The organism is Falsigemmobacter faecalis (assembly GCF_003863335.1).
Lineage (GTDB): Bacteria > Pseudomonadota > Alphaproteobacteria > Rhodobacterales > Rhodobacteraceae > Wagnerdoeblera > Wagnerdoeblera faecalis.
The window spans coordinates 1-13,388 of sequence record NZ_RRAZ01000003.1 but is presented as its reverse complement, the minus strand read 5'-3'; the positions used below and the strand labels follow the sequence as shown (position 1 = coordinate 13,388).

Annotated in this window: 17 protein-coding genes and 1 tRNA gene; 10 read left to right on the top strand and 8 right to left on the bottom strand. The window is 60.1% G+C overall.

Annotated elements, in window-relative coordinates; genetic code table 11:
* Position 1: 1 nt before the first annotated feature.
* From mnmE to EG244_RS02290, 3 genes are all read right to left on the bottom strand, one after another.
* Positions 2 to 1,288 (bottom strand): tRNA uridine-5-carboxymethylaminomethyl(34) synthesis GTPase MnmE, encoded by a 1,287-nt coding sequence (mnmE, locus tag EG244_RS02300; protein WP_124963400.1) that lies wholly within the window; start codon positions 1,286 to 1,288, stop codon positions 2 to 4.
* 11 nt (positions 1,289 to 1,299) lie between these two features.
* The gene (rho, locus tag EG244_RS02295) at positions 1,300 to 2,580 is read right to left on the bottom strand and encodes a transcription termination factor Rho (RefSeq protein WP_124963399.1); all 1,281 of its coding nucleotides are present in this window, start codon (positions 2,578 to 2,580) and stop codon (positions 1,300 to 1,302) included.
* Between the two features lie 129 nt (positions 2,581 to 2,709).
* Positions 2,710 to 3,171: a CopD family protein gene (locus tag EG244_RS02290; protein ID WP_124963398.1), complete on the bottom strand. Its 462-nt coding sequence runs from the start codon at positions 3,169 to 3,171 to the stop codon at positions 2,710 to 2,712.
* 397 nt (positions 3,172 to 3,568) lie between these two features.
* Between EG244_RS02290 and EG244_RS02285 the strand changes: the two genes are divergently transcribed.
* Genes EG244_RS02285 through dnaQ form a run of 4 tightly spaced genes read left to right on the top strand, consistent with a single transcriptional unit; the run spans position 3,569 to position 6,300 of the window.
* The gene (locus EG244_RS02285; protein WP_124963397.1) at positions 3,569 to 4,168 is read left to right on the top strand and encodes a Maf family protein; all 600 of its coding nucleotides are present in this window, start codon (positions 3,569 to 3,571) and stop codon (positions 4,166 to 4,168) included.
* Positions 4,165 to 5,016 carry a shikimate dehydrogenase gene (locus tag EG244_RS02280; protein ID WP_124963396.1) on the top strand — a complete coding sequence of 284 codons (852 nt, stop codon included), beginning with the start codon at positions 4,165 to 4,167 and terminating at the stop codon, positions 5,014 to 5,016. The genes EG244_RS02285 and EG244_RS02280 overlap by 4 nt, the downstream gene beginning before the upstream one ends.
* The gene (gene coaE / locus EG244_RS02275) at positions 5,013 to 5,609 is read left to right on the top strand and encodes a dephospho-CoA kinase (protein WP_124963395.1); all 597 of its coding nucleotides are present in this window, start codon (positions 5,013 to 5,015) and stop codon (positions 5,607 to 5,609) included. Before EG244_RS02280 ends, coaE begins: the two co-directional genes overlap by 4 nt.
* Entirely contained in the window at positions 5,602 to 6,300 is a 699-nt protein-coding gene (gene dnaQ / locus EG244_RS02270; protein ID WP_124963394.1) for a DNA polymerase III subunit epsilon, read from the top strand. Before coaE ends, dnaQ begins: the two co-directional genes overlap by 8 nt.
* 76 nt (positions 6,301 to 6,376) lie before the next feature.
* Here dnaQ and secB read toward each other — a convergent pair whose 3' ends face one another.
* Positions 6,377 to 6,847 carry a protein-export chaperone SecB gene (gene secB, locus EG244_RS02265; RefSeq protein WP_124963393.1) on the bottom strand — a complete coding sequence of 157 codons (471 nt, stop codon included), beginning with the start codon at positions 6,845 to 6,847 and terminating at the stop codon, positions 6,377 to 6,379.
* 278 nt (positions 6,848 to 7,125) lie between these two features.
* Here secB and rpsA point away from each other — a divergent pair, with 278 nt between their 5' ends.
* From rpsA to EG244_RS02245, 4 genes are all read left to right on the top strand, one after another.
* Positions 7,126 to 8,805, top strand: coding sequence for a 30S ribosomal protein S1 (rpsA, locus tag EG244_RS02260; protein ID WP_124963392.1), 1,680 nt, complete (start codon positions 7,126 to 7,128; stop codon positions 8,803 to 8,805).
* A 195-nt stretch (positions 8,806 to 9,000) separates the two neighbouring features.
* The gene (ihfB, locus tag EG244_RS02255) at positions 9,001 to 9,309 is read left to right on the top strand and encodes an integration host factor subunit beta (RefSeq protein ID WP_124963391.1); all 309 of its coding nucleotides are present in this window, start codon (positions 9,001 to 9,003) and stop codon (positions 9,307 to 9,309) included.
* The gene (locus tag EG244_RS02250) at positions 9,302 to 9,661 is read left to right on the top strand and encodes a LapA family protein (RefSeq protein ID WP_233588897.1); all 360 of its coding nucleotides are present in this window, start codon (positions 9,302 to 9,304) and stop codon (positions 9,659 to 9,661) included. Before ihfB ends, EG244_RS02250 begins: the two co-directional genes overlap by 8 nt.
* A gap of 1 nt (position 9,662) precedes the next feature.
* Positions 9,663 to 10,364 (top strand): phosphoribosylanthranilate isomerase, encoded by a 702-nt coding sequence (locus tag EG244_RS02245; RefSeq protein WP_124963390.1) that lies wholly within the window; start codon positions 9,663 to 9,665, stop codon positions 10,362 to 10,364.
* A 3-nt stretch (positions 10,365 to 10,367) separates the two neighbouring features.
* On the opposite strand, the gene yidD is transcribed toward EG244_RS02245, so the two are convergent.
* From yidD to rpmH, 3 genes are all read right to left on the bottom strand, one after another.
* Positions 10,368 to 10,625 (bottom strand): membrane protein insertion efficiency factor YidD, encoded by a 258-nt coding sequence (gene yidD, locus EG244_RS02240; RefSeq protein WP_124963389.1) that lies wholly within the window; start codon positions 10,623 to 10,625, stop codon positions 10,368 to 10,370.
* Positions 10,622 to 10,990, bottom strand: a complete 369-nt coding sequence (gene rnpA / locus EG244_RS02235; protein WP_124963388.1) for a ribonuclease P protein component — start codon at positions 10,988 to 10,990, stop codon at positions 10,622 to 10,624. Before rnpA ends, yidD begins: the two co-directional genes overlap by 4 nt.
* Positions 10,991 to 11,103: 113 nt before the next feature.
* The gene (rpmH, locus tag EG244_RS02230; protein ID WP_124963387.1) at positions 11,104 to 11,238 is read right to left on the bottom strand and encodes a 50S ribosomal protein L34; all 135 of its coding nucleotides are present in this window, start codon (positions 11,236 to 11,238) and stop codon (positions 11,104 to 11,106) included.
* Between the two features lie 229 nt (positions 11,239 to 11,467).
* On the opposite strand from rpmH, the gene EG244_RS02225 reads away from it, so the two are divergent.
* Positions 11,468 to 12,853 (top strand): sensor histidine kinase, encoded by a 1,386-nt coding sequence (locus tag EG244_RS02225; RefSeq protein ID WP_124963386.1) that lies wholly within the window; start codon positions 11,468 to 11,470, stop codon positions 12,851 to 12,853.
* 73 nt (positions 12,854 to 12,926) lie between these two features.
* A tRNA-Arg gene (locus EG244_RS02220) sits at positions 12,927 to 13,003 on the top strand.
* Between the two features lie 138 nt (positions 13,004 to 13,141).
* Here the strand turns inward: EG244_RS02220 and EG244_RS20805 are convergent.
* Positions 13,142 to 13,388, bottom strand: a 247-nt coding sequence (locus EG244_RS20805; RefSeq protein ID WP_233588896.1) for a hypothetical protein, incomplete at its 5' end; no start/stop codon positions are given.

The window sequence follows — 13,388 nt, the reverse complement described above, 5'->3', positions numbered from 1 at the left end:
CCTACTTTCCGATGCAGAAGGACGAGAATATCTCACCCAAAAGCTCTTCAACACCAATCCGACCGACAAGATCATCCATTGCAGCAATGGCGACACGAAGCGCCTCAGCGGCCAGTTCTTCGCTCAGGTTTCGGCTTTCTACCATTTTCAGCGCGGTTTCCAAAGCTCCGATGGAGCGCAGGACTGACGCACGGTGACGCGCACGGGTAATCGTCGCGGCTGAAGCGGACAGTCCGGTAAGGCGCTCGGTGAGCATCGAGACCAGTTGCTCAACACCCTCTCCGGTGCGTCCGGAAACCGAAAAGCCCTTAACCGGGGCTACATCTGCTTTTCCTGAAACGACGATGTCTCCCTCTTCCGGAGCCAGGTCGAAGCGGTCGTCATCACCGCCCAGCAAAAAGACCCGCAGATCCGCTGACCTGGCGCGATCGATGGCCCGGGCGATACCCATGGCTTCAACGGGATCGCTGGCCTCTCGCAACCCTGCGGTATCGAGAAGCGTCACAGGCAGTCCACCGAGGTCCATGCGAACCTCAATGACATCACGTGTGGTTCCGGCATATTCAGAGGTCAGCGCAGCCTCGCGCCCGGCCAGCCGGTTGAGCAGTGTCGATTTCCCGGCATTCGGGGCACCCAGTATAGCAACTTCAAAGCCATCCCGGATCCGCTCGGCAGCCTTATAGCCGTCCGCTTCCTGCCGCAGCTCGCTCAGCACGACGGTTATCAAATCCCTGACCTCAGGCCGCACATCAACCGGAACGTCTTCATCTGCAAAGTCGATGACTGCTTCAAGCAGTGCTGCGGCGCGCAACATGCGCGACCGCCAGGTTTCGACCCGATCCCCAAGCGCACCAGAGAACACCCGCATGGCCTGCCGACGCTGCGCTTCCGTTTCCGCCTCAATCAGATCGGCAAGGCCCTCGACCTGCGCCAGGTCCATCCGACCATTCTCAAGGGCGCGGCGGGTAAACTCTCCGGCTTCGGCCATCCGCAAACCTGGCAGTTGCGCCAGGATATCGAGCACGGCGCGCACGATTGCCGTACTGCCGTGCAGATGCAGTTCGACCACCTCTTCGCCGGTGAAACTGGCTTCTGCCGTAAAGCGCAGGACGAGCGCCTGATCGATCACCTCACCCTGATGGCGAAGGCGACGGAGCGCGGCAACCCTGGGGGCGCCAAAGCTGCCGACCAACGGCAAAAGCCCCTCGCATGCGAGGGGCCCTGAGATGCGGATGACGGCGACACCGGCTTTGCCCCGGGCAGTCGCCAGGGCATAGATCGTGTCCATTCCCCGGTTCCTCAGCTGTTCATTGACTCGAAAAATTCCGAGTTCGATTTCGTCTGCTTCAGTTTCGAGATCAGGAACTCGATGGCATCCGTGGTGCCCATCGGGTTCAGAATCCGGCGCAGCACATAGGTCTTCTGCAGGTTGTTGCGATCAACCAGCAACTCCTCTTTCCGGGTGCCGGACTTCAGAATGTCCATGGCCGGGAAGATGCGCTTGTCGGCAACCTTGCGGTCCAGAACGATCTCAGCGTTGCCGGTGCCTTTGAACTCTTCAAAGATCACTTCGTCCATACGTGAGCCGGTATCGATCAGCGCGGTCGCGATGATCGTCAGCGAGCCACCTTCTTCGATGTTCCGCGCGGCACCAAAGAAGCGCTTCGGACGCTGCAGCGCATTGGCATCCACACCACCGGTAAGCACTTTACCCGAGGACGGCACCACAGTGTTGAAGGCACGGCCAAGTCTGGTGATGGAATCCAGAAGGATCACAACATCTCGCTTATGCTCGACCAGGCGCTTCGCCTTTTCGATCACCATCTCGGCCACGGCGACGTGACGGGTTGCGGGCTCGTCGAAGGTCGAGGAGATGACCTCCCCCTTCACCGAGCGCTGCATATCCGTCACCTCTTCCGGGCGCTCATCGATCAGCAGGACGATCAGATAGCACTCAGGATGGTTCTCAGCGACCGATTTGGCGATGTTCTGCAGCAGCACGGTTTTACCGGTGCGCGGCGGCGCCACGATCAGCGCACGCTGGCCTTTGCCGATCGGGGCAACCAGGTCGATAATACGGGCCGAACGGTCTTTGATGGTGGGATCTTCGATCTCCATCTGCAGACGCGATTCCGGATAAAGCGGGGTCAGGTTGTCGAAATGAACCTTGTGACGCGCCTTTTCAGGGTCATCAAAGTTGATCTTCGTCACCTTGGTCAGGCTGAAGTAGCGCTCATTTTCGCGCGGGGCCTGGATCACGCCCTCGATCGAATCGCCGGTGCGCAGAGACCACTGGCGGATCATATCGGGGCTGACGTAGATATCGTCCGGACCTGGCAGGTAGTTGGCCTCAGGGCTGCGCAGGAAGCCAAAACCGTCCTGGAGCACCTCAAGGACGCCGTCGCCGCCGATCTCAAAGCCTTCTTCCGCATGTTCCTTCAGGATCTGGAACATCATCTCGCCCTTACGCATGGACGAGGCGTTCTCAATCTCCCATTCCTCAGCCATGGCCAGCAGGTCTGCCGGGGTCTTGGCTTTCAGGTCCGAGAGTTTCAGCTGTTCCAGGACGTCCTGGCTCATGGGCGGGCCTCAAATACAAAGGGGCCACACCGAAGCGCGGCCAGAAGGGTCAGAAATGGGAATTGGCCTGGCCGGACGGCCGCCAAACCCGCTGATAGCCTGGTCGGACCTGGCGAGTCAACGGAGCCTTCAGAATTTCACGATCACAGAGGCGACAATCAGCACCATCAGCAGGGTCGGAACCTCATTCATCAGCCTGTAAGTCCGTCCTGGCCGCTGGTTCTGCCCCAGGGCAAACTCTTTGCGCCTGGACGACAGCCAATGGTGAAACCAGGTCATCCCGAGGACAGAGGCCGCTTTCGTCCAGGGCCAGGCCATCGACCAGTCCACAATTCCTGGAGTGAAAACGAGGCAAAGGCCAAAGAACCAGGTCGCGATCATCGCCGGGTTCATAATCCCGCGCAGAAGCTTACGCTCCATCGTGCGAAACATCTCCTCAGCCTCAGGGAGGCCCTGAGAGACCCGCTCGGCGTGATAAACGTAAAGTCTGGGCAGATAGAAGATCCCTGCCATCCAGGAGATCACCGAGATCACATGCAGCGTTTTGGTCCAAGGGTAGAGATCCGAGAGCACCGCGGCCAGCCAGGTCATCCGTCTTCTTCTTTATAATAAGAAATAAGAATTAAAGATGTAGTAGATAGTAGGGGCAGTGGAAAACAGGAAAACACAAATTACCAGGTTTCTTTCCCACAGGCCTGGCCAGCTGTGGAAAAACCTGGTAGGGATTCACAGAATCAGTCCGTCCGGAAGAAATTCCGTCGGAATCTCAGTGTATTACACAACCATGGGCCTTCACCAGGCCTGTGGACATGTTTATGGAAACTTTTTCGCCGACAGGGTTTTCAACCCAGGGCTTGAGAAGTTATCCGGCTGTGGATTTTCAGGGGTCAGACTTGACACTTATCCCACAGTATCGCCCATTCCCGCGGGCAGCGCCAGGTTCCGCGAACTTATGAGGTGAAAATAACCGGGGTTTTCCACAGGTTTTATGATGACAGAACTGATCCTCGCCTCCGCATCTGCGATCCGGGCTGAACTGCTGGCACGGGCAGGCGTTGACGTGACGCTTCATCCCGCCCGCATCGACGAAGAGGCCATCCGCGCGGCCCTGGAGGCCGAGGGCGCCACCCCCCGTGATCAGGCCGATGCCCTGGCCGAGATGAAGGCCCGCAAGGTGGCCGGGCGCTTTCCTGGCGCGGTGGTGATCGGTTGTGACCAGGTTCTGGACTTCAAAGGCCAGGTCTTTTCCAAACCTGGCGACCGCGATGCGGCGCGGTCACAGTTGCAGACACTTCGCGGACAGACTCACAAACTTCTGTCAGCGGTGGTAGTCTATGAGGGGGAAAAGCCGGTCTGGCGGCATGTGGGAGAGGTGCGGCTGACGATGCGTGAGTTTTCAGACGATTATCTGGAGGCCTATCTGGCGCGCAACGGCACCTCCGTGCTCGACAGCGTGGGAGGCTATAAGCTGGAGGAAGAAGGTGTCCGGCTTTTCTCAGCGGTTCAGGGCGATTACTTCACCGTCCTGGGGCTGCCGCTTGTCGCCCTTCTTGGTTACCTGGCTCAACGCGGAATGATTGCAGCATGACCTCTCAGATCCCTGCCCCGGTCCAGATCCCTCTTGCCGGTGTCATTGGCCACCCGATCGCGCATTCGCGCTCGCCGGCGCTGCATGGCTTCTGGCTGAAGCGCTATGGGATTGCGGGACATTACATCCCGCTTGATATTGCGCCCCAGGATTTTGCGGCTGCGCTGCAGATGATGCCGAAGATGGGTTTCGTGGGCTGCAATGTGACCATCCCGCATAAAGAGGCTCTGTTGTCGGTGGCCGATATCGTGACCGATCGTGCGGCGCTGATCGGTGCGGCCAATACGGTGATCTTCCGAAAAGACGGTAAAATTCAGGCGGATAACACCGATGGCATTGGTTTCCTGAACAATCTTCGCCAGGAAGCGCCAGGTTGGAATCCCGCCCTCGGTGCGGCGGCGGTCTTCGGCGCGGGCGGTGCCGCGCGGGCGGTGATTTCCGCACTTCTTGAGGCCGGAGCGCCGGAGGTTCGGGTTGCGAACCGCACACGAACCCGCGCTGACATCCTGCGCCATGATTTCGGCACCCGTGTCGTTATCGTGGACTGGAATGCCGGCGGTGAGATGATCGAAGACGCGGCTACCGTGGTGAACACCACCTCGCTGGGGATGGTGGGCAAGTCGGATTTCAGAACGCCGCTGCACCGGATTAACAGGGACGCCCTGGTCACCGACATCGTCTATACTCCGCTTGAGACGCCCTTCCTGAAAGCGGCAGCCCAGGCCGGTTGCCGGACTGTCGACGGCCTGGGGATGCTGCTGCACCAGGCCGTTCCCGGCTTTGAGCGCTGGTTCGGGACCCGCCCTGTGGTTGATGACGAAACCCGGCAGGCGGTGCTTTCGGCATGACGCCCTATATCCTTGGATTGACGGGTGGCATCGGCATGGGGAAATCCACCACGGCTGCGATGTTTCGCGCTGCAGGCCTGCCGGTCTGGGATGCGGATGCGGCTGTGCACCGCCTCTATGAACCTGGCGGGGCGGCGGTTGCCCCTCTGGCGCGCCTCTTGCCAGAGGCCCTTGTGAACGGCGGAATTGATCGCGGCGCTTTGAAGGCGGCGATTGCGCGTGAACCTGGCGTGCTCCGTCAGATCGAGGCGATTGTGCATCCTCTGGTCGCGGCGGATCGCCAGGTTTTCATTGAAACCACCGATGCGCCTGTCCTCGTGCTTGATATCCCGCTTCTGCTGGAAGGCCCGTCGCAGGAACTTTGTGACGGGATTGCCGTGGTCTCGGTGCCCGCTGAGGTACAACGCGGGCGGGTGCTGGCGCGGGGCACCATGACCGAGGCGGAGTTTGAGCGGATCCGCAGCCTTCAGATGCCGGACGCCGAAAAACGTGACCGCGCGACCTGGGTGATTGAGACGATGACCCTTGATATGGCGCAGGCGAAGGTGGATCAGATCCTTTCAGAAATTCGTAAGGATCTGGATCATGCGTGAGATCGTTCTCGATACGGAGACCACGGGGTTTGAGCCCTCTGAGGGGCACCGTATCGTTGAAATCGGCGCGGTTGAGCTGTTCAATCACATGCCGACCGGCCGCAGCTATCATCAGTATGTTAACCCGCAGCGCGACATGCCGGTTGAGGCTTTTAACGTCCACGGCCTCTCAGAAGAGTTTCTGCGCGACTATCCCCTCTTTCGCGAAGTCGGTCAGGCTTTCCTTGATTTTATCGGCGATGCCCGCCTCATCATCCATAACGCCAGGTTCGATATCAAGTTTCTGAACTTCGAACTGGGCAAGGCCGGGCTGACGCATCTTCGCTGGGAGAACGTCACCGACACCCTGGCCATGGCGCGGCAAAAATTCCCCGGCTCGCCGGCGACGCTGGATGCGCTGTGCCGCCGTTTCGGGGTTGATAACTCGGCGCGGGAAAAGCACGGCGCTTTGCTTGACAGTGAAATCCTGGCGGAGGTCTATCTTGAGTTGATCGGCGGGCGTCAGCCCGACCTGGTTCTTGCACCGGTTGCCGAGCGGCGCAGCAGCGGCGCGCTGACGATGGATGAAAACTGGCGCGCCCGGCCGCGATCACAGCCTCTGGCCTCCAGGCTCAGCGCGGAAGAGACCTCAGCCCATGAGGCTTTCGTGTCTAAAATGGGTGAGAGTGCGATCTGGAAGAAATTCGCGTAATACGCAGAATTTCAATCTTCTGATCTTCAGATGCCAGTGAAAAGGAAGGGCACCGCAGCGCCCCTCCTGAGATGGATCAGGCGTGTCCGACCTGGGCGCGACGCGCCAGCTCCTGGCGGTAGAGGGCCAGGAAGTCAACCGGATCCAGGTTCAGCGGCGGGAAGCCACCGTCACGGGTCACATCCGACACGATGCGGCGCACGAAGGGGAAGACCATCCGCGGGCATTCGATCAGAAGGAAGGGGTGCATCTGGTCTTCCGGCACGCCTTCGATATGGAAGACGGCGCCATATTCGATTTCCAGCAGGAACAGGTTTTCGCCGTTCACTTTGTTGACCGCGGTGATCTTATATTTCTGGATCACTTCGAACTGGTTGTCGACCGGACGCTTCGAAGCATCCAGCGAGACCTGAACCTGGATATCCGGCTGCACATCGCCCGAGTTCGCGCCTTTGCGGGCCAGAACGTTTTCAAAGCTGAGGTCACGGACGTATTGAGTGACAACATTCATCCGGACCTGCGGCGGTGCGGCGTTCTCTTCAGACATCGGGGTCTCCTCGTGAAATTCCGTTACCCGAAGTGTTAGCAGCCGATTCAACGGGCCTCAATGCCGCAGATGCAGGTTGTTAAACCCGCCGACGGCCTGGGCGCAGCGGCGGTTTTCCTTGTATCTAAGGCCAAAATGCACTAGATGCGCCCCATCCCGATGGCATGACTAGCCGGGGCCGGAGTTTTCCGGACCTTTCAGCTTTGCGAACGGGACCATGAAAGACCGGCGGAGACAACCGCCTGGCCCGTGAAACAGATTAAAAGGACTGCATACGCATGTGCGCTAAATCGACTATGGAAGAATTCGAAGCCCTTCTTAACGAGAGCTTTGAGCTGGACACCCCCGAAGAGGGCACGGTTGTCAAAGGCAAGGTCATTGCTATCGAAGCTGGCCAGGCCATCATCGACGTCGGCTACAAAATGGAAGGCCGCATCGATCTTAAAGAATTCGCAAACCCGGGCGAAGCGCCTGAGGTTGCTGTTGGCGACGAAGTCGAAGTCTATCTCGACCGCGTTGAAAACGCTCGTGGCGAAGCTGTTATTTCGCGCGAAAAAGCAAAACGCGAAGCGGCCTGGGATCGTCTGGAAAAAGCTTACGCTAAAGAAGAGCGCGTCGATGGCGCCATCTTCGGTCGCGTCAAAGGCGGCTTCACTGTTGATCTGGGCGGCGCTGTTGCGTTCCTTCCGGGTTCGCAGGTTGACGTCCGTCCGGTGCGTGATGCCGGCCCGCTGATGGGTCTGAAGCAGCCGTTCCAGATCCTGAAAATGGACCGTCGTCGTGGCAACATCGTGGTTTCGCGTCGTGCGATCCTCGAAGAGTCGCGTGCAGAACAGCGTGCTGAAATCATCGGCAAACTGGCTGAAGGTCAAATCGTTGACGGCGTGGTCAAGAACATCACCGAATACGGTGCCTTCGTTGACCTGGGCGGCGTTGATGGCCTGCTGCACGTCACCGACATGGCATGGCGCCGTGTGAACCACCCGTCGGAAATCCTCGCAATCGGTGAGACCGTGAAGGTCCAGGTTGTGAAGATCAACAAAGAAACCCACCGTATCTCGCTCGGCATGAAACAGCTGCAGACCGATCCGTGGGATGTTGTTGAGAAAACCTACCCGCTGGGTTCGGTCCACAAAGGCCGCGTCACCAACATCACCGATTACGGCGCATTCGTTGAGCTGGAAGCCGGTGTTGAAGGTCTCGTTCACGTCTCGGAAATGTCCTGGACCAAAAAGAACGTGCACCCCGGCAAGATCGTTTCGACCTCGCAGGAAGTCGACGTCATGGTCCTCGAGATCGACTCGGCAAAACGTCGTGTTTCGCTTGGCCTCAAGCAGGTTATGCGCAACCCGTGGGAAGTGTTCGCTGAGAACAACCCGGCCGGCACCCAGATCGAAGGCGAAGTCAAGAACATCACCGAGTTCGGTCTGTTCGTTGGCCTCGAAGGCGACATCGACGGCATGGTTCACCTCTCGGATCTGTCGTGGGATCAGCGCGGCGAAGACGCGATTGCCAACTACCGCAAGGGCGACACCGTCCGTGCAGTTGTTTCGGAAGTCGACGTTGAGCGTGAGCGCATCTCGCTCTCGATCAAAGCTCTCGGCGAAGACACCTTCACCGATGCAGTTGACGGCGTGAAACGCGGTTCGGTCATCTCGGTTGTCGTCTCGGCGATCGAAGAGGGCGGCATCGAGGTGGAATACAACGGCGCCAAGTCGTTCATCCGCCGTTCGGACCTCGCACGTGATCGTGGCGACCAGCGCCCCGAGCGCTTCCAGGTTGGTGACACCCTGGATGTCCGCGTGACCAACATCGACCCGAAAACCCGTCGTCTGGGTCTGTCGATCAAAGCACGCGAGATCGCAGAAGAGAAAGAAGCTGTCGAGCAGTACGGTTCGTCCGATTCGGGCGCGTCGCTGGGCGACATCCTCGGTGCAGCACTGCGCGGCAACAACTGATTGCCTGACAGCGTAAGCTGAGACATGGACGGCCCTGCCCCTTTCGGTGGCAGGGCCGTTTTCGTTTCCGCCCGACAAAGTTTGTAAAATGCAGCAAACTCTTTACAGGTAAACAGAATTGTGCAGGCTGTAGTTCTGCTTACGTCTGTGCCAGGCCCGGCCGAACAGGGTCCGTATATAATCCGGGGGGATTTGATGATACGCTCTGAGCTGATCCAGAAGATCGCGGACGAAAATCCGCACCTGACCCAGCGGCACGTTGAGCGCATCGTGAACACGGTTTTTGAAGAGGTCATTTCTGCGCTTTCGCGGGGTGACCGCGTCGAATTGCGCGGTTTCGGTGCATTCTCGGTCAAGGAACGTGATGCACGGACCGGTCGCAATCCGCGAACGGGCGAGTCAGTTGAGGTTGACGAAAAGCGCGTTCCCTTCTTTAAAACCGGGAAACTGTTGCGCGACCGACTGAACGGTCATGACACCGGACCGGATGAGGATAATGATTAAATATCTCCGCTGGCTCGTCCTTGGGGTGATCGGGCTTTTCCTGATCACCGTTGCTTTGGCGAACCGCGATACTGTCACCCTGAACGCCCTGCCCCATGACATTGGCCAGGTCGCCAGGTTCAACACCTCTGTCGAAGTGCCGCTTTTTGTGGTGGCCTTCGGCGGGATCCTGATGGGGCTGCTGATCGGCTTTGTCTGGGAATGGCTGCGGGGGCACCGTCACCGCGCCGAAGCCTCAGCCCGCGCGCGTGAGGTGGCTCGTCTGCAGCAGGTGGTTGCCGTCAACGCACCCCAGGCCGTCCAGAAGGACGAGGTTCTGGCGCTGCTGGAATCGCCGCGCAAGGCGATCTGAGATGCCCGTTCGTTTTGTAGCGCCCGGGCAGCTGCCGGGCCAGGGCGGCGCTGTGCGCGCCAAAATCTGCGGATTGCGCAGCCCTGAGGATGTGGCTGCGGTGGCGAAGGCCGGCGCAGCCTATGCAGGCTTCGTGTTTTTCCCGAAATCTCCGCGCAATCTGACCATTGATGAGGCTGCCCTTCTGGCGCTCGAAGCGCCGGTTGGCCTTGCCAAGGTGGCGCTGGTGGTCAACGCAGGGGATGATCTGCTGGATGCAATCACCGCGCGCGTGCCGCTTGATATGCTGCAGCTTCACGGCGCGGAAAGCCCGGAGCGGGTGGCAGAAGTGCGCGCCCGCTATGGCCTGCCGGTGATGAAAGCGATCGGGGTTGCAGAGGCAGAGGATCTGGCGGCTCTGGCGCTTTATGAAGCCGTGGCCGATCAGATCCTGGTTGATGCGAAGCCACCTAAGACAGCGGACCTTCCCGGCGGCAACGGCCTCGCCTTTGACTGGCGTCTGCTGCAGGGGCGTCAGTGGCGCAGGCCCTGGATGCTCGCCGGTGGTCTGACCCCCGGTAATGTCCTTGAGGCTGTGCGCCTCACAGGGGCCCGCCAGGTCGACGTCTCTTCCGGGGTGGAGGCGAGCCCGGGCCGCAAAGACCCGGGCCTCATAGCGGCCTTTACGGCGGCGCTGGCCCTTACCGGGGCACCAAAGCTCTGAAACTTAATGGCGGCCGCAGCCGCAGTCGTGCCGGGGATCACTTCCCGGCACCGGATCATAGCCGCTGCCGCCCCAGGGGTTGCAGCGCGCAATGCGCCAGGCCGCCAGCCAGCCCCCCTTCAGCCCGCCATGCAGCCTTAAAGCCTCCAGCGCATAGACCGAGCAGGTCGGCTGAAAGCGGCAGGCATAGCCGATCCAGGGGCTGAGGATCAGCCGATAGCCCTTAACGGCCCAGGTCAATACATGGGCCAGGGGGCTCATGGCTTCGCAGCGCCTTCTTTCGGGGCGGGCTCTTTTGGGGTGTGAACGCGGCGGATCGCGAAAGCCAGGTCGTTTTTCAGCTCAGCAAAGTCGCGCACCACGGTCGCGCCAGGCCGCGCGACCATCACGTAATCCCAGCCCGGTTTGCCATCGCGCACCAGAATTTCGCGGGCAAGCTCGCGCATCCGCCGCCGCGCCAGGTTGCGCATCACGGAATTGCCAACCTTCTTAGAGGCGGTGAAGCCGATCCGCATCAGGTCAGAGCCATCCCCGCGCTCGCGCGCCTGAAGAAGGAAGCCCCCCGTTCCCTGACGACGTGCCTGGGCTGCACGCAGAAAATCAGAGCGGAGTTTCAGAACATTCATCGGGAACCTGTCAGGGCTTGAAACGACAAAAAGCGCCGCATGCGGCGCCTTGCCTGCCCCCGAAGGGGCGGGTCAGTCCGGTTCGGGCCAGCAGGCCGGCCCTTACCAAGGTCTTATGCGCAAAGGCGCTTACGACCTTTTGCACGACGTGCTGCCAGAACGCGTTGACCACCGTTGGTCGCCATACGCGAACGGAAGCCGTGGCGCCGCTTGCGGACCAGCTTCGAGGGTTGATAAGTGCGTTTCATCGCGCTCTCCATTCGGTTGACAGGAGCCCGGGTGGATTCGGAACACTGTCGTCAATAAGGCGCAGTCCATACCTGGGCTTAGACATCAAGTCAATCGCGATGGCCCTGTTTTTTCGCGGAATCCTGCCGCTAAATCTCCTTGCTCTGTTGTGGATCCGACCTATCTGCTAGGCAGTTGTTCAAACGGCCGTGATCGGATCATCCGCAGGGCCTGAGACGGACGGAGGATATGCTGAACAGCCTTTCCGGGCGGTTCCTCGGCCTGACCCTGACCTTTGTGCTTCTGGCAGAGGTGCTGATTTTTCTGCCGTCCGTTGCGGGTTTCCGCGAGGACTGGATGAAGCAGCGCCTTGATAAGGCTCAGATTGCTGCGCTTGCGCGGCTGACGACAGACGGACCGGTGGACGAAAATCTGGAGGCCGAACTGCTGGCGAATGCCGGTGTGTTCAACGTCGTTCTGCGGCGCGATGAGGCACGCCAGCTGATCCTGTCCTCCCCGATCCCCGCCCCCGTTGCGGCCACCTATGATCTGCGCTTCTCGGGGGTCTGGGATCTGGTGCGCGACGCCATGGCTGCGATGCTCGGTCGCGGCAATGAGGTAATCCGCATCATCGGGACCCCCTCAAATGATGCCGGGCTGCTGATTGAGGTCACGACGGAGAGCGCCCCGCTGCGGGAGGCTTTGCTGGAATCGGGTCTGCGCATCCTGCTGACTTCGGCGCTGATCGTTGCGGCAACGGCGCTTTTGCTTTTTATGGCGGTTCATGCGCTGATGGTGCGCCCTATCGGGCGTGTGGTCGAGCATATCAAGGCCTATGCCGCCTCGCCCGAGGATGCCCACCTCGTCATTACCCCCACGTCCAGCCTCCGGGAACTGCGCGAGGCCGAGGAGGCCCTGCAATCCATGCAGACCCGCCTGACCGGTGCGCTGCGCCAGAAAGAACGTCTTGCGCAGCTTGGGGCAGGGGTCGCCAAGATCAGCCATGATCTGCGCAATATCCTGGCTTCCGCACAGCTCTTTGCGGATCGCCTGGAAACCAGCGAGGACCCGAAGGTGGCGCGGATGGCGCCGAAACTTCTCAATTCGATCTCCCGCGCGGTGACCCTGTGCGAAACCACTCTCTCCTTCGGCAAGGCCGATGAAGCAGAGCCGCGGCTCGGCCGGCTGCGGCTTCAGCCCCTGGTCGAGGAAGTTCTGAGCGGCGAGGGGCTGGATACGCCAGGTCAGGTGGCGGCCATCGTGGATCTGCCCCCGGATCTCACCATTGAGGCGGATGGCGAGCAGATTTACCGCGTCTTCGCCAACCTGATCCGCAACGCGCGCCAGGCCATTGAGGCGACAGGCAAGGGCGGAGAGATTGAGATCAGCGGCGCCGAAGATGAGGCAAGCGTCTGGATCCGCGTCGGCGACACCGGGCCGGGATTGCCGAAAAAGGCCCGCGAGAATCTCTTTGCGGCTTTCCAGGGCAGTTCCCGCAAGGGGGGCACCGGGCTGGGTCTCGTGATCGCGGCGGAGCTTGTTCGCGGCCACGGCGGCACCCTGGAGCTGCTGCGCAGCGACACGGATGGCACTGAATTTTTGATAACCCTGCCCGGGATCAGGAAAATTTCATGATCTGCAGAAAATCTGCGCTTTCCCCCTTGCGGCCCCGCCGTGAGGCAGCTAGATACCGCCTCACGAAGACAGCGCGCCCGTAGCTCAGCTGGATAGAGCACCAGACTACGAATCTGGGGGTCAGAGGTTCGAATCCTTTCGGGCGCGCCACTTTTTCCGTGTAAACACCAGGCAAAACAGCCTTTTGCGTCATGAGATTGCCTCATGGCGTTGTTTGCATTTTGGGGCTTGGGTTTTGTTTGCCTGAATTGCTTTTTCTCGCCCGAAAGCGTCCACGATTCTCCCGCCTTAGTCGGGCTGCACTTGGCTGCGCCATTTTCGAGTTGGATAGCCCATACAGATGCGGCGCCAGACCTCCAGGCACATAACGGGACCGAGGAGCGAGACGCTTATCGCACTCAGGCCTGTCAGCAGTGGCGCCCGCATCAACTCCGGCAAAAACGCTCCAACAAAGCAGATGGTTACAGCACCGTGTCCGTCGTCGAATGACTTGGAACAGCCGCGCTGATTTTGTAGCGGATGGCCTGGGCTCATC

Bases quoted from the DNA above. Each gene is read 5' to 3' on its own strand.
- mnmE (WP_124963400.1), bottom strand. From the start codon at position 1,288: ATGGACACGATCTATGCCCTGGCGACTGCCCGGGGCAAAGCCGGTGTC.
- rho (WP_124963399.1), bottom strand. From the start codon at position 2,580: ATGAGCCAGGACGTCCTGGAACAGCTGAAACTCTCGGACCTGAAAGCC.
- EG244_RS02290 (WP_124963398.1), bottom strand. From the start codon at position 3,171: ATGACCTGGCTGGCCGCGGTGCTCTCGGATCTCTACCCTTGGACCAAA.
- EG244_RS02285 (WP_124963397.1), top strand. From the start codon at position 3,569: ATGATGACAGAACTGATCCTCGCCTCCGCATCTGCGATCCGGGCTGAA.
- EG244_RS02280 (WP_124963396.1), top strand. From the start codon at position 4,165: ATGACCTCTCAGATCCCTGCCCCGGTCCAGATCCCTCTTGCCGGTGTC.
- coaE (WP_124963395.1), top strand. From the start codon at position 5,013: ATGACGCCCTATATCCTTGGATTGACGGGTGGCATCGGCATGGGGAAA.
- dnaQ (WP_124963394.1), top strand. From the start codon at position 5,602: ATGCGTGAGATCGTTCTCGATACGGAGACCACGGGGTTTGAGCCCTCT.
- secB (WP_124963393.1), bottom strand. From the start codon at position 6,847: ATGTCTGAAGAGAACGCCGCACCGCCGCAGGTCCGGATGAATGTTGTC.
- rpsA (WP_124963392.1), top strand. From the start codon at position 7,126: ATGTGCGCTAAATCGACTATGGAAGAATTCGAAGCCCTTCTTAACGAG.
- ihfB (WP_124963391.1), top strand. From the start codon at position 9,001: ATGATACGCTCTGAGCTGATCCAGAAGATCGCGGACGAAAATCCGCAC.
- EG244_RS02250 (WP_233588897.1), top strand. From the start codon at position 9,302: ATGATTAAATATCTCCGCTGGCTCGTCCTTGGGGTGATCGGGCTTTTC.
- EG244_RS02245 (WP_124963390.1), top strand. From the start codon at position 9,663: ATGCCCGTTCGTTTTGTAGCGCCCGGGCAGCTGCCGGGCCAGGGCGGC.
- yidD (WP_124963389.1), bottom strand. From the start codon at position 10,625: ATGAGCCCCCTGGCCCATGTATTGACCTGGGCCGTTAAGGGCTATCGG.
- rnpA (WP_124963388.1), bottom strand. From the start codon at position 10,990: ATGAATGTTCTGAAACTCCGCTCTGATTTTCTGCGTGCAGCCCAGGCA.
- rpmH (WP_124963387.1), bottom strand. From the start codon at position 11,238: ATGAAACGCACTTATCAACCCTCGAAGCTGGTCCGCAAGCGGCGCCAC.
- EG244_RS02225 (WP_124963386.1), top strand. From the start codon at position 11,468: ATGCTGAACAGCCTTTCCGGGCGGTTCCTCGGCCTGACCCTGACCTTT.